Source organism: Haladaptatus caseinilyticus (assembly GCF_026248685.1).
Taxonomy (GTDB): domain Archaea; phylum Halobacteriota; class Halobacteria; order Halobacteriales; family Haladaptataceae; genus Haladaptatus; species Haladaptatus caseinilyticus.
On record NZ_CP111036.1, the window covers coordinates 166280 to 181103 of the forward strand.

10 protein-coding genes are annotated in these 14824 nt (G+C 59.5%); 4 read left to right on the top strand and 6 right to left on the bottom strand.

Annotation, left to right across the window (positions count from 1 at the left end):
- Nucleotides 1–9: 9 nt before the first annotated feature.
- Complete coding sequence (gene gyrA, locus OOF89_RS00985; protein WP_266077726.1) at nucleotides 10–2529, bottom strand: DNA gyrase subunit A; 2520 nt, start codon at nucleotides 2527–2529, stop codon at nucleotides 10–12.
- A complete protein-coding gene (gene gyrB / locus OOF89_RS00990; RefSeq protein WP_266077728.1) occupies nucleotides 2526–4442 on the bottom strand; it encodes a DNA topoisomerase (ATP-hydrolyzing) subunit B in 1917 nt (638 codons plus the stop codon). Before gyrB ends, gyrA begins: the two co-directional genes overlap by 4 nt.
- A gap of 533 nt (nucleotides 4443–4975) precedes the next feature.
- Between gyrB and OOF89_RS00995 the strand changes: the two genes are divergently transcribed.
- The 3 genes from OOF89_RS00995 (at nucleotide 4976) to OOF89_RS01005 (ending at nucleotide 8750) form a co-directional block, all read left to right on the top strand.
- On the top strand, nucleotides 4976–7393 hold the full coding sequence (locus tag OOF89_RS00995; RefSeq protein ID WP_266077729.1) for a DNA topoisomerase VI subunit B: 2418 nt from the start codon (nucleotides 4976–4978) through the stop codon (nucleotides 7391–7393).
- The gene (locus tag OOF89_RS01000) at nucleotides 7390–8478 is read left to right on the top strand and encodes a DNA topoisomerase IV subunit A (RefSeq protein ID WP_266077730.1); all 1089 of its coding nucleotides are present in this window, start codon (nucleotides 7390–7392) and stop codon (nucleotides 8476–8478) included. Before OOF89_RS00995 ends, OOF89_RS01000 begins: the two co-directional genes overlap by 4 nt.
- An 86-nt stretch (nucleotides 8479–8564) precedes the next feature.
- The gene (locus OOF89_RS01005) at nucleotides 8565–8750 is read left to right on the top strand and encodes a hypothetical protein (protein WP_266077731.1); all 186 of its coding nucleotides are present in this window, start codon (nucleotides 8565–8567) and stop codon (nucleotides 8748–8750) included.
- A gap of 3 nt (nucleotides 8751–8753) precedes the next feature.
- On the opposite strand, the gene OOF89_RS01010 is transcribed toward OOF89_RS01005, so the two are convergent.
- The 3 genes from OOF89_RS01010 to ligA form a co-directional block, all read right to left on the bottom strand.
- On the bottom strand, nucleotides 8754–9614 hold the full coding sequence (locus OOF89_RS01010; RefSeq protein WP_266077732.1) for a zinc ribbon domain-containing protein: 861 nt from the start codon (nucleotides 9612–9614) through the stop codon (nucleotides 8754–8756).
- Nucleotides 9615–9705: 91 nt separating this feature from the next.
- Nucleotides 9706–10455 carry an MBL fold metallo-hydrolase gene (locus tag OOF89_RS01015; RefSeq protein ID WP_266077733.1) on the bottom strand — a complete coding sequence of 250 codons (750 nt, stop codon included), beginning with the start codon at nucleotides 10453–10455 and terminating at the stop codon, nucleotides 9706–9708.
- 154 nt (nucleotides 10456–10609) lie between these two features.
- The gene (gene ligA, locus OOF89_RS01020) at nucleotides 10610–12256 is read right to left on the bottom strand and encodes an ATP-dependent DNA ligase LigA (RefSeq protein ID WP_266077734.1); all 1647 of its coding nucleotides are present in this window, start codon (nucleotides 12254–12256) and stop codon (nucleotides 10610–10612) included.
- Nucleotides 12257–12477: 221 nt separating this feature from the next.
- On the opposite strand from ligA, the gene OOF89_RS01025 reads away from it, so the two are divergent.
- A complete protein-coding gene (locus OOF89_RS01025; RefSeq protein WP_266077736.1) occupies nucleotides 12478–14001 on the top strand; it encodes a hypothetical protein in 1524 nt (507 codons plus the stop codon).
- Nucleotides 14002–14080: 79 nt separating this feature from the next.
- On the opposite strand, the gene psmB is transcribed toward OOF89_RS01025, so the two are convergent.
- Nucleotides 14081–14815 carry an archaeal proteasome endopeptidase complex subunit beta gene (gene psmB, locus OOF89_RS01030; protein ID WP_266077738.1) on the bottom strand — a complete coding sequence of 245 codons (735 nt, stop codon included), beginning with the start codon at nucleotides 14813–14815 and terminating at the stop codon, nucleotides 14081–14083.
- Nucleotides 14816–14824 lie beyond the last annotated feature (9 nt).

Consider the following 14824-nt stretch of genomic DNA (forward strand, 5'->3'; position numbering starts at 1 on the left):
AACCGCGTCTTACTCTTCGCTGACTTCCGCCGCACCGACGTCGTCGGTTTCGTCGTCAACGGTATTTTCACTCGCTCCCTCGGATACCTCTTCGGCGACTCGGCTCGGAATCACGTCCACACTTGCTACACGGTCGTCCGACGCGACGTCCATCACGGTGACGCCCATCGTGTTACGACCGACTTCCGAGATATCCTCGGCACGGATACGCATGATCTGTCCCGCCTCGCTCATCAAGACGAGCTCGTCGTTCTCGGCGACGCTTTTGACGGACGTCACCGATCCGTTTCGGTCTCCGGTCTTGATGTCGATGAGACCCTTCCCGTTTCGTGATTGTGAACGATATTTCGCGAGTGGCGTTCGTTTCCCGTATCCGCGGCGGGTGACGGTCAGAAGGTCGTGGACTTCGCCGTCGGAAGCGACCATCCCGACCACTTCGTCGTCCCCTTCGAGGTCGATACCGCGGACACCCCGGGCACTGCGACCCATTTCACGGGCTTCCGTCTCATCGAATCGGATGGTCATCCCGTTTTTCGTGCCGACCAGGAGGTCTTTCGTCCCGTTCGTAACTGCCACGTCAACGAGTTCGTCGCCATCTTCGAGTCGAGCGGCGATGATACCCGTCGAAAGGATATTCTCGAAGTCGCTCGCCGACGTGCGCTTGACGTACCCCTGTCGGGTAATCATGCTCAGACATTCGTCGTCCTCGAACTCGTCGGTCGTGACGACGGCGGTAATGTCCTCACCTTTGTCCAGATCGATGAGGTTGATCGCGGATTTACCCCGCGCCGTGCGCGACATCTCGGGGATCTCGTAGGTTTTCAGGCGGTAGACCTGCCCGTGGTTCGTGAAACAGAGTAGGTAGTCGTGGGTGTTCGCGCGGAACACCTTCGAAATCCTGTCGCCCTTCTTCACGTCCGCGCCGATGATACCCTTGCCGCCCCGGCCCTGTGCCTCGAAATTGGCGACGGGCATTCGCTTTACGTAGTCCTGTTCCGTTACGACGACGAACACGTCCTCCTCGGCGATGAGGTCTTCGCGGGTGACCTCCGAGGTGTCTTCGACGATCTTCGTCCGTCGGTCGTCGGCGTACTCCTCGCGCATCTCCTGCAGTTCTTCTTTGACCACATCGAGCAGTTCCGACTCGTCGCTGAGGATGGTTTCGAGACGCTCGATGCGTGCGGTGACCCCTTCGTACTCCTCCTCGATTTCCTCGGATTCGAGCGAAGTGAGGCTGCCGAGTTGCATTCGAACGATGTGCTCGGCCTGTTTTTCGGAGAAATCGAAGGTCTCCTGCAAGCCCGTCCGTGCGCCGTTTCGGTCGTCCGAACCGCGGATGAGTTCCACCACGTCGTCGATGTGGTCGAGCGCTCGAAGACGGCCTTCGAGGATGTGTGCACGTTCTTCGGCCTCGTCGAGTTCGTACTCGCTCCGGCGTCGAACGACGTCACGTCGATGGTCGACGTAATGCTGGAGGAGTTCCTTCAGCGTCAGCACTTTCGGTTGGCCATCGACCAGCGCGAGCGAGATGATGCTGAACGTTCGTTCGAGACGGTGGTCGAGCAGTTGGTTCTCGACGACCTCCGGAATGGCGTTCTGCTTGAGTTCCACTACGACGCGAATCCCATCACGGTCGGACTCGTCGCGGAGGTCACGGATTCCCTCGATAGTGCCGTCGTTGACGAGGTTGGCGATTCGCTCGATGAGTCGCGCCTTGTTCGTCTGGAACGGCAGTTCCGTGATGACGATTCGTTCGTCGGTGACCTCGTACTCGGCGCGAACACGGAGGCGACCGCGACCTGTTTTGTACGCCTGATGGATGTCGTTGCGTCCGACGATGTTTGCGCCGGTTGGGAAGTCGGGACCTTTGACGTACTCCATCAGGTCTTCGACCGTCGCCTCGGGGTTGTCGATGAGTTCGACCGTCGCGTCGATGATTTCGCCGAGGTTGTGTGGCGGGATGTTGGTGGACATTCCGACCGCGATACCCGACGACCCATTGACGAGGAGGTTCGGCACCGCCGAGGGCAGTACTTCCGGTTCCTGCAGACGGTCATCGTAGTTGGATTTGAAATCCACCGTATCCATCTCGATGTCCTCCAGCAGTTCCTCGGCGATGGAGGCCATTCGCGCCTCCGTATAACGCATCGCCGCCGGTGGGTCGCCGTCCACGCTCCCGAAGTTACCCTGCCCGTCGATGAGCGGGTTGCGCATCGAGAACTCCTGAGCCATACGCGCGAGGGCGTCGTAGATGGATTGGTCGCCGTGCGGGTGGAAGTCACCCATCGTGTCCCCGACGATGTTCGAGGATTTTCGGTGGCCTGCACCGCTCGTCACGCCGCTGCGATGCATCGCGTAGAGGATTCTGCGGTGAACAGGTTTGAGACCGTCACGAACGTCCGGGAGGGCACGACCCGCGATAACCGACATCGCGTAGTCGATGTAGCTCTGTTCCATCTCGTCCTCGACCCGGACGGTCTGGACGCGCTCTGCGACTTCGTCTGGTACGTCTGGTGTGTCTGAACTCATATGTCAACCCATTCCGCCTCGTTGGCGTGGTCCTGAATGAACTGTTTCCGTGGTCCAACGGCGTCACCCATCAGCACCGAGAACATCTTATCCGCGGCAGCAGCGTCCTCGATGGTGATCTGTTTGAGGATACGGTTTTCGGGGTTCATCGTCGTCTCCCACAACTGCTCGGGGTTCATCTCGCCCAGTCCTTTGAATCGCTGGACCTGTGAGGGGTTGCCGTCGCATTTCTCCTCGACGATCCGGTCGCGTTCTTCCTCCGTCATCGCGTCGTACGTTTCGCCACGGTAGCGAACGCGGTAGAGCGGCGGTTGGGCCGCGTAGACGTAGCCCGCCTCCAACAGTGGTTTCATGTACCGATAGAGGAGCGTCAGGTAGAGCGTTCGAATGTGTGCACCGTCCACGTCCGCGTCAGTCATGATGATGATCTTGTGGTAGCGCGTCTCCTCGATGTCGAACTCCTCGCCGACACCGGTTCCGATCGCGGTGATGAAATCCCGAATCTTTTCGTTTTCGAGGACGCGATCGAGACGGTGTTTTTCCACGTTCAGCACCTTGCCGAACAACGGTAGGATGGCTTGGAACTTGCGGTCACGGGCCTGCTTTGCCGACCCGCCTGCGGAGTCACCCTCCACCACGAACAGTTCGGATTCGGTGGGATCCCGTGATTGGCAGTCGGCGAGCTTGCCGGGGAGCGCGCTCGATTCGAGCGCGCTCTTTCGGCGGGTGAGTTCTTCTGCCTTCTTCGCTGCTTTCCGGGCTTTCGCCGCCTCGACGGCCTTTCGGATGATCGCCTGTGCCGTGTCCGGATGTTCCTCGAAATAGACCGATAATCCCTCGTGGACGGCACTCTCGACGATACCGCGGACTTCGCTGTTGCCGAGTTTCGTTTTCGTTTGTCCTTCGAACTGAGGGTCGGGGTGTTTGACGGAGATAACCGCGGTCAGCCCTTCGCGAATGTCCTCGCCGCGCAGGTTCTCGTCGATATCGGAGAGCAGGTCGTTCCCGTTCGCGTAATCGTTGACGACTCGTGTGAGGGCGGTTTTGAACCCGGTCAGGTGCGTGCCACCTTCGCGGGTGTTGATGTTGTTGGCGAAGGCGTGAATCGAGCCTTGGAGTTCGTCGGTGGCCTGCATCGCCACCTCGACCTGGATGTTGTCGTCTTCATCCTCGAAGTAGATGACCTCGTTGTGGAGCGACGTTTTCGTCTCGTTCAGGTACTCGACGAACTCTCGGATGCCACCGTCGTAGTGGAACGTGTCGCCTTTCTCCTCGTCGCGCTCGTCGCCGAGATCGATCTCGACGCCGGAGTTGAGGAAGGCGAGTTCTCGGAGACGGTTTTCGAGCGTCGAGTAGGTGAACTCGGTCGTCTCGAAGATGTCCGCGTCGGGCCAGAATCGGATATCCGTGCCCGTCTCCTCGTCGTTCTCGAGGTCACGAACGCGCTCCATTTCGCCGTCGGGTTCGCCGCGTTCGAACTCCTGTTTCCAGACGCCGCCGTCGCGTTTCACTTCGACTTCGAGTCTGCTGGACAGGGCGTTCACTACGGAGATACCGACGCCATGCAGGCCGCCGGACACCTGATAGGATTTGTTGTCGAACTTCCCGCCCGCGTGGAGAACGGTCAGGATGACTTCGAGGGCGGGCATGTCGTACTCCTCGTGGTGGTCCACCGGAATCCCGCGTCCGTCGTCGGAAATGCTGACGGAATCGTCCTCGTGAATCGTCACGTCGATCGTGTCACAGTACCCGGCCAACGCCTCGTCGATGGAGTTATCGACCACTTCGAAGACGAGGTGATGTAACCCACGAGTGTCGGTAGAACCGATATACATTGCCGGACGTTTTCGAACGGCTTGAAGCCCTTCGAGAACCTGTATCTGCCCGGCGCTATACTCATTTCCGTCGCTCATAAATTCTGATTTATCGTAGGAAGGCACCACTGATAAAGCTCACGCACGCGCGCGTAGGACAACTTAAATATAATGTCAGAACCACGGATGCAAAATCGGTAGCGATGGTGACCAACTCCGTTTCACCGCCAGCCGATGGAAACTGAACCGGCGTATCTTTTCCCGCTTCGAGGCCTCGCTCGATGCCGGTCGCTCGCGTATGCTTGATGGTAATCTCATGGAGGATATCGCCTGCAAAAGCCCATCCTCCGGCGGCGGAGCGAATGTTGTACGATCATGGACGCCATTACAGGCAGACACGATCGTCATTTCACACAGGAACGAGCGGAGGAGTTGGAGGGCATGTTCGTACAGATGGGAAATACCGATAGCTATTCCCCCGACCGAGGAGACACACCGCGTTCGAATTCGGTTCCCATCATACCGGGAAACGGTCGATTCGTCCGGCTCCAGTCACAGGGACGACCACTTTCACTTTCACTCCGCCCCATCGGGGCAGTTTTAACGTCCCCGCCGATAAATACTGGCGAAGAATGCCTTCGATGCAGTCTACGCTCGGCGACGAGGGGATCGCCGAAGAGTTGGCCGAAAGCCAGCGACAGATCTCCATTGCCGAGTTCTTCGAGAAAAACAAGCATATGCTCGGGTTCGACAGCGGTGCCCGGGGGTTGGTCACCGCGGTCAAGGAGGCCGTCGATAACGCCCTCGACGCATCCGAAGAAGCCCGATTGAAGCCGTTCGTCCGCGTCAAAATCGAGGAGGTCGGTGAGTACTACCGCCTCATCGTGGAGGACGAGGGGCCGGGAATTACCCGCGAGCAGATTCCGAAAGTGTTCGGGAAACTGCTCTACGGGTCACGCTTCCACAAGCGCGAACAGTCGCGCGGACAGCAGGGGATCGGGATTTCGGCCGCCGTCCTCTACTCCCAGTTGACCAGCGGAAAACCGGCGAAAATCACGAGCAGGCCGAAAGGGAGCGACCGACAACGATACTTCGAACTCATCATCAACACCGACGAGAACGAACCGGAAATCCAGACCGAATCCGACACCCCGCCCATCGGTCGGGAACTCGTCGGCACGCACGGAACGCGCATCGAACTCGAGATGGAGGCCAACATGCGCGCCCGCCAGCAACTCATCCGCTACATCAAACACACCGCGGTCGTCAACCCGCACGCGAAAATCGTCTTCGAGGAGCCAGGGATGGAAGACGGGGAAGAGATGGTCTTCGAGCGAGCGGAGGGGGCCGACCTCCCCGCGGAAACCGAGGAAATTCGCCCGCACCCACACGGCGTCGAACTCGGTACCCTGCTGAAGATGCTCGATCAAACCGACTCGCACAGCGTTTCAGGGTTTCTCCAAACCGAATTCACCCGAGTCGGGAAGAAGACAGCGGAAAACGTCCTCGAGAACTTCCGCGACAGGCACTACGGACGGGAGGCAGCGTGGCGGGGACCACAGCCTCACGACGAAGCTGACGTGAAATCGGCAGTCGAGGAAGCAGTCGCGAACAAAGGGGCTGACGCGACCGCCTCGTTCGCCGAGCAAATCGCCACGAAAATCGACGAGAGCGACCGAATCTCCCACCATCAGGTGCGTGCAGTCGTCAGACTCGCCGCCGAAGAGACGGAAGACGAGTTCGGCACGTCTTTCGGCGATACGGTGCAGCAAAACGCCGTCGATGCAGCGTGGAGCGCGGTGACCGACGACCGAGTCACCGACCTGTACGAACTCGTAGACGAGGCGACGAGCACTCGGAAGGACGACGAAACCGTCCGTGCACTCGCCGAGCGAATCGCCGCGAAGTTCGAGAGCGAGGACGGCAACGACCGCGCAACCGAAAAACGCCTCCGAGAGTACGTCAGTCGCGCCGCGGACATGACCGAAGAGCGCGAGGACGCAACCATCGGCGACACGGCCCGCGAAAACGTCTTCGAGGGCGTTTGGAACTCGATGGTGACCGTCCCGGACGAGGTACCGAAGGTAAAAGCCGTCGCCGATAGCCGCGACACCGCGAGCGAGCTCCTCGATGCGATGAAGGAGACGGACATCATCTCGCCGCCGACGAACTGTTTGTCGCCGATCACCGCAAACCTCGTGGAAGCCGGGCTCAGAAAGGAGTACGATGCCGACTTCTACGCCGCGGCGACCCGCGATGCCGACGTTCACGGCGGCGATCCGTTTATCGTCGAGGCTGGCATCGCCTACGGCGGCGAACTCAAAGCCGAGGGACCTGCGGAACTCCTCAGGTTCGCCAACCGCGTCCCGCTCGTCTATCAGCGTGGCGCGTGTGCGACGACCGACGTGGTGAAGTCCATCGGCTGGCGGAACTACAACTTGGACCAACCCGGCGGGCGCGGCATTCCGAACGGACCGGTCGTCATCATGATTCACGTCGCCTCGACGAACGTTCCGTTCACGAGCGAGTCGAAAGACGCGATCGCGAACGTTCCGTCCATCGAAGACGAAATCGAACTGGCGATTCGAGAGGCGGCCCGCGAACTCAAATCCTACCTCAACAAGCGCCAGTCGCTCAAGAAACGCCAGAAGAAACAAAGCGTCATCGCGACCATTCTCCCCGAGATGGCCGAAAAGCTCTCGGACGTCACTGGCCGAGACGACCTCGACATCGGCGACTCGCTGGCACGTATCATGAACAACGTGCTCGTCGAACGTGAAATCGAGGATGATACCGTCTCGCTCGTCGTCGAGAACCACTCCGGCACGAATGAGTCGCCAAAACTGACCGAGATCGTTGCGACGAGGCCCGAAAACCTCTCCAACGGTGCGACTGCTGTCGAGATGGACGGCGAATGGTTCGTGACATGGGAGCCAACCGTGGAGAGCGGTGACGAAGCCGTTCTCACGTACGAGATAGCCGATGACGTATCGTTCGACCGTGTGACGGTCGAGGGAATCGAAGACGAACGACTGACCAACAACACATGAGCGCAGATAACGACGACGCACGAGCGAAACTCATCGACCTCGCCGCGGAGTTTTACGACCAGTTCGCGGGTGGGCGAATCCCGGAGATGTCCATCCCGACCCGAACGAAAAGCAACATCGAATACGACGAAGAAGACCGAGTCTGGGTGTACGGCGACCGGAAGAGTACCCGAAGTGCGAACAGTGTTCGCGGAGCGAGAAAGCTGCTAAAAGCAGTGTACACCATCGACTTCCTCTCGAACCAGTTGGAAGAGGACCGTTCTTCGACCCTTCGTGAGTTGTACTACCTCTCCGAGTCGTGGGACACGAAGGAAGCACAGTTCTCCGACCAGGACGAATCGAACCAACTCATCGAGGATTTGGAGATCGTTTCGGACGTCACTCGTGAAGATTTCCACATGCGCCCGGAGGAGTCGGGTGCGACCATCATGGGGCCGCTTTACCTCCGCGAACAAACTCGGCGGGGCGAGCGCGACATCCACTGTCAGGAGGACGTCGGCGAAGGTGGCTACCAGATTCCGAACAATCCGGACACCATCGAGTTTCTCGACCACGATGCTGATTTCATCCTCTGCGTCGAGACCGGTGGTATGCGCGACCGACTCGTCGAGAACGGCTTCGACGACGAACACAACGCACTCATCGTCCATCTGAAGGGACAACCGGCACGCGCAACGCGGCGCATCACGCGACGGTTGCATCAAGAACTCGACCTCCCGGTCACCGTCTTTACCGACGGCGACCCGTGGAGCTACCGAATTTACGGATCCGTCGCCTATGGGTCAATCAAGAGCGCGCATTTGAGCGATTATCTCGCCACCCCTGATGCGAAGTTCATCGGCATCCAACCGGCCGACATCGTGGAGTACGACCTACCGACGGACCCCCTGAGCGACTCAGACAGGAACGCGCTCGAGAGCGAACTCGAAGATCCGCGCTATCAGACCGACTACTGGAAAGAGCAGATCGAACTCCAACTCGAAATCGAGAAGAAATCCGAACAGCAGGCACTCGCATCGCACGGACTCGATTTCGTGACCGATACGTATCTGCCCGATCGCCTCGGCGACATGGGAATCATCTGAGTCGGAGTCGGGTACTCCCGGATCGGTGTATTTTCCAAAACATCGTATGAGAAAACATCATGCCGGTAGCGTGCATACTAGCGACGATGAGCAACTGGTTGAACCTCAAGTTGACCGGCATCGGCGCGATGATTTTCGCGGTGATTTGGGCGCTAACCAACTATTCGATGGCGGTTTCGAATCCGTTGTTGACCAAACTAGCGGGGATCACTGCGATCTGTCTCGCGGTGATTGCGGTTGCCGATGCACTGAACGGTGGTATTGCGGATTGACCGCTATGCGACCTCGGACTCGAAGTCGAACTGGTCATCAGATCCGTATTCGACGCCCCTAACATCCCCGCGAGCACACGACCGACAGTAGTGGTTCACACCGGCGTTTGCCGTCTCAACCGGGATGCCAGCGACGTACCGCTTCTTGCTGAACGTCCGTTTGACCCCCGTCCCGACCGGTGCGGAACAGACTGTACAGGGAACCGTCGGTTCGAAGATGGTTCTTTCGTCCGTGGAGCGAACCGTTCCGAACGTCGTCGGGGATTCGAACCCGGGAACGTGCTGTGGCGCGAGCAGGAGCGAAAACAAGCCCAGCAGGAAAAACGTGACCCCGAACGCCGTTCCAGCGAGATCCGTCGTCGTCAGGAGAGCGAGGAGGCCAAACACGGTAGTGAAGACGCCCAGTGCCGAAGCGATGAAAAAACTCGCCACACTCCGTAGCGACCACTCCGTCGAAAAGCCGTCCTTCGCCATGTATTCTTCCGAGCCATCCTCCCGGAGTTCGACGCGGTCGGCACCCGGGGAGTAGTTGTACCACGCGTAGAGGAGGTTGCCGACCCCGCTCGTGAACAGAAGCAGGAGGACGTGGAGTGGAATCGAACCGAACCCTCGGTTTATCATGACGACACGGTCGCCGTAATCGTGTTTTACGTCCCAGCCCTCGACGGAGAGGTCTTCGATGCGTCGGCGGAACGCGGTGCTGCTGCGACCCGTCCCCGACATACGATCAGATCCGACATCGGAACCAAATCCGCGTTCGGAACCGGGTTCGACTGCCGTCCCACACTGCGAACAGAACGACGCACCGGAACCGAGTGTTGCACCGCACTGCGAGCAGAAGTTGGAGGTACTTCGGGGACTCATATCTGAAACGTGTCCACCAGCCACCAAGAATATTGTGTTGGGGTGGCCGATTCGGCACGGTGAACGAATCTCGGACCGTTCCGCCGTCCCGTTATTCTTCGTCCAACGCCACGGCGACGTCTCGACTCTCCATATCGTCAGCGAACGCATCGGAGTCCGTTTCGAGCGCCGAAAACGTGTTGTAATGAATCGGAACCACGAGATCGGGATCGAGATCCTCCGCGATATCCGCCGACTCGTGTCTGTCCATGGTGAAACTCCCACCGATCGGTGGGAGGAAAACCGAGACTTCTAGCTCTCGATGACCCGGCAATACGTCGGAATCGCCGGGCCAGAAAACGGTCGTTCCACCCAGTGAGAGCAGGTATCCGACGCCGAACCCCTTCGGATGGAACGGTTCGCCGTTCGTCCGTGTGTGCGGACCATCCGGTTCGTTGTAGGCTGGAAGCGACCAGACGTCGCAGTCGCCGACCGGTAGGTGGTCTTCCTCCCCGATACGTCGAACGTCGAAGGGAAGATCATCGACCGATTTCACTTCGCGGTCGATGTCATCCGCGTTCACGCCCTCGTACACGACGATGGTCGCGTCGTCGGCCGCAACTCGCTCGATAGCGTCCGAATCGTAATGGTGGTTGTGTGTGACGAAGACGACGTCCCCGTCCCGCGCCCGGTAATCGACCGGTTCCGGATGGCCCACACCCGGACTGTCGGGTTCCCAGTCGCCCGTCAGTACGCCGTATCGTCCGGGGTCGATGTAGGCAACCAAGCCGTCGTCGGTTTCGAATCGGACCGTCGCGTAGCCGAACCAATCTACCGTCAACTCGTCGTGGGAAACGGTCATGTACGTCGATAGGGTCGGTTTCGAACAAAAGGGTTCGGGCAAGGGAGTGATTCGAGCGTCACTCGTCTCGATCGGATGCCAGAACGGGGTCAAGCGTTTCGAAACTCGACAGCAAAAACAGTCGAAAATACGTGTTGTTCCTCCCGGGGTTTCGCTACTGCGATTTTGCGAGTCGAATTACGCGTTCCAACGAATCCGCGTCATCGGGGGATTTGTCGTCGCGAACGCCGAGAAATCGCGGGAATCGAAGGGCGTATCCCGCCGAATAGGTCGGCGACTGCTGAATCTCCTCGTAGCCGACCTCGAAGACGACGTTCGGCGAAATATCGACGACTTGTCCGCTCTGCGTCGAGATGTATGGTTCGAGCAGTTCGGTCAGTTCGGCCAACGCTTCGTCGGTGATGCCGGTCGCGACTTTGCCCAGGGTTTCGAACTCGCCGTTCTCGTCTCGGGCCGACAGCAGAAAGGTCCCGAGGAAACTCGCCCGTCTCCCCTCTCCCCACTCCGCACCGGTGACGACGAGGTCCAACGTCTCTACGTCGGGTTTGCGTTTCAACCAGTTCTTCCCACGCCGACCCGGCGAATACGTCGAATCCGGGTTTTTCAGCATGATGCCTTCGTGACCGGCATCGAGTGCGTTGGCTTCGATGTCTGCGATATCGTCCGTATCGTCGGTGACTGTGAGCGCGGAAACGCCGCCGGACAGTATCGACTGCAACCGGTCGTGGCGTTCGGTGAGTGGTGCAGTGAGCAAATCATCGCCATCTGCGTGCAGACAGTCGAACGCCCGAAGTTCGACCGCCACCTCCTCGCGGGCACGGGCCACGTCGTGTTTTCTCCTGAAGCGGCGGAGGACTTCCTGAAATGGAAGGGGTTCGCCGTCGTTCATCGCCACGACTTCGCCGTCGATGATCGCGGAAACGTCGAGGTTCTCTTCCGTATATTCCACGATTTCCGGGAGTGCGTCCGTCACTTCCTCCATATTCCGCGAGAAAATGCTGACATCGTCCTCATCGTAATGTATCTGTACCCGTGCGCCGTCGAATTTCCACTCGATACCTGCCCTGTTCCAATCCTCCAGTGCGTCCGTGACGGTTCCCGCCTGTGCGAGCATGGCCTGTACCGGCCTGCCGACTTCGAGTTGTAGTTCATCCAGTCCGGACTCGCCCTCGTCGCGAGCGACTCGGGCGACCCTGCCGTAGTCGTTCGACACTTGGAGGGCGCGTTCGACGGTCTCGACGGGAACGTCGAAGGCACCCGTGATGGCGTCTCGAACCGTCCCCTCGCCGACGCCGATTCTCATTTCCGAGAGGACGAGGCGCGCGAGATAGAGTGCCTCTTGCGAACTGGTGCGGTTGAACAGTCCGAACAGGATGTCGATTTTCGTGTCCTGGCTGCCCGGCCCCTCGGTGTGAGCCAGCGCTTCGAGCTCGTCCGCGACTTCCGCGACGGTCAACTCGGCTCGTCCTGCCCCGAAGGCGGCTAACCCCTGTTGGCCGCCGAACTCGTAACTCGACGCAACCGCGCCGATATCGCCCATTTCGGCGAGTCGGTCCTCCACGTCGTTTGCCGAGACGTTCTGCCCGGCGGCGCGGGCGATGGCGGCGTAGCAGAGGTTCGGACCGATGTCGAGGGTCGTCGAGTCCCACGCCGGAAACATCCGTCCCTGTACAAATCGGGCGAGCACTTCGAGGTCGTCGTTCGCCGACGCGAGGAGGTCGGTGACGGCCTCGATGATGTCGGTGTCGGCACTCAGTTCCTCGATGGTTCCGGCACGCTCGGCGAACTCCGCGAACTCCATTACCGGCGGTTGCCTATGCCTGGAGTTAAAGCCACGGCTTTCGATTTCCGGGAAGTCGTGGCTCGAGTAGTCGTTTGTATCGTGCAGACACTACGAGCACAAGATCGACTTTCGATGTTTGCTCTCGAAAACGGTCGTGGCTGGCGGACGCGATGAAAACCAGAACGAACGACCACGACGAAGCCCGTGGATTGAAGCCCTTGGCACGCCCATTCCTGCGCATGACAGACGACCTTGCGTCGCAGGTAAAAGACGTGCTCACAGTTGACCGCGAGGAGTTCCAAACTCGCGTCGAAGAGGACGCAGAGGTCATCAAGGAGGAACTCGCGAACGGAACATTCGACAACCCGCAAGCTATCGTCGGGTTCGAGTACGAGTTCTACGCCGTGGATAGGGAGACGAACGCCCTCGCCCGCGTTCCGCGCAGACTGCTGGAACTCATCGGGTTCGAAAAGGAACTCGGCCTCCACAACGCCGAGATGTCCACCAGTCCCCAACCGTTGAACGAGCATGGCCTGGCCGCACAGGAAGCCGAGGTGAAAGCCCGCCTCTCAGCGGCCGAAGAGCGGACGACGGCCGAGAAGATGCTCCTCGTCAGCGACGGTCTCTGGACGATTCCGCCGGAGGGTGAGACGACCCGAGGGTATCTCACCGACAGCATCGAGGACGACGGGACCCGAATCGCCTCGAACATGAGCGATTCGGTTCGATATCATGCGATGGCGAACTCCGAGGCCGACGTCGGGATGGAACTCGATGCGCCACACGTCTCGCTCTCGGCGGACACGGTGATGCCCGAGAGCCTCATCACCTCTATCCAGCCGCATTATCAGGTGCCACACGCCCGTGATCTTCCAGCGTATTTCCGTTATGCCTCGCGAATCGCGGCCCCGTTGCTTGCGCTTGGCGTCAACTCGCCGTTTTTCCCGCCGGACCTCTACGACGATGCCCCGGCGACCGAAATCGTTGACGAGGCGTGGATGGAGAACCGAATCGGCGTCTTCGAGTCGGTATTGAACGCGGAAGACCCCGGGAAAGTTCGTTTTCCCGAGGACTTCGAATCGACGGAGGATGCCGTCGATAACATCGCGGACGACCGAACCATCGTCCCGATGCCGGTGTCTCGCTCCGACCGGTTCGACGACGGGTTCGCCCACTTCCGGTTGAAACACGGCACCTACTGGCGGTGGGTTCGACCGGTGTTCGGCGGAGCGACTCGCTCCGACGCGAACGCACGAATCGAGTTCCGACCGATCGCCGCTCAGCCGACCGTGAGGGATTCCATCGCGTTTCAGGCCGCCTTTGCGGGACTGCTCGAAAGCACGTTCCGAAGGGAGCATCCAGTCACACACCTCGACTGGGTCGTCGCTCGGGACAACTTCTACGCAGCCATGCGTGACGGACTCGACGCCGACCTTTACTGGATTACGAACGACGGCAAGGAGACTACCGACACTGAAGAGCTATACACCGACCTGTTTGCTCACGCGAAGGACGGCCTCCAATCGCGCGGCCTGTCGGACGAACAGGCCGCAAAATATCTCTGGCCCCTTCGACAGCGGGCCCGTCACGGCATCACCCCGGCCGGATGGAAAAAGCGCGAAGTACGCGAGCGAATCGAGGACGGAGCGAACCTTGAGGATGCGATAACGGGAATGCAGAGCACGTACATCGAAAAGCAGGTGCACACACTTATCGACGGAAGCTTCGCCAACTGGGTTGGGCGAGGGAAAAAGGAAGTGTAAGAATCGACGAACCGTTCGCAAAAATTCGATGCGTGCACCGCTGTCGGAGAAACGAACGAAGAGAAAGAATCGGGGCGGATTAGAGAACGTCGTCGAAGTCTTTGTGACCGTTGATAGTAACGCCCTCGTCGGTGATTTCGGCGAGGAAGACACCGTTTCCGCTGCCCGTGTCTCGCTCGACTGCGCTCTTGATACCGCGCGCAGCGATGGTTTTCGCCTCCTCGTTCGAGAGGCCCTCCTCGTACTCCTGTTCGAGGACACCGTAGGCGAGCTGCATACCGCTTCCCGTAACGGTGTAATCGTCGGACATGACACCACCGGCCGGGTCGAGGCTGTAGATATGTGCGCCTTCCTCGTCGATACCGCCGAGGATGGGAGAGACCATGAAGAACGGGCCTCCACGGAGCATGTTGCCCGCGAGCGTGGAGAGGGCTTGCATGCTCATCTGCTCGCCGCGGCGGGATTCATAGAGGTTCGACTCGATACGCATCGTTCGGATGAACGATTGGGCACCACCGACCGAACCAGCCATGGTGAGTGCGGCGGTCGGGTGAATCTGCTCGACCTTCTGGACGTTCTTGTTGGAGACGAAGCGACCGCCAAGGCTAGCGCGCATATCCGTCGCCATGACGACGCCGTCCGCGGTCGTTAGACCGATCGTCGTGGTTCCGGTTTTGTTGACGTTCTTCATGTCGTCCTGCGAGAAATTGTTCTCGGGAAGCGACCCGATTTCCGGCTCGTACGGATTGCTCTGGCCGCCGCCGAATCGCTCCATATTGCGTGAAAATTCGGAGTCGTGCATTGGGCTACGCATTACCCGACC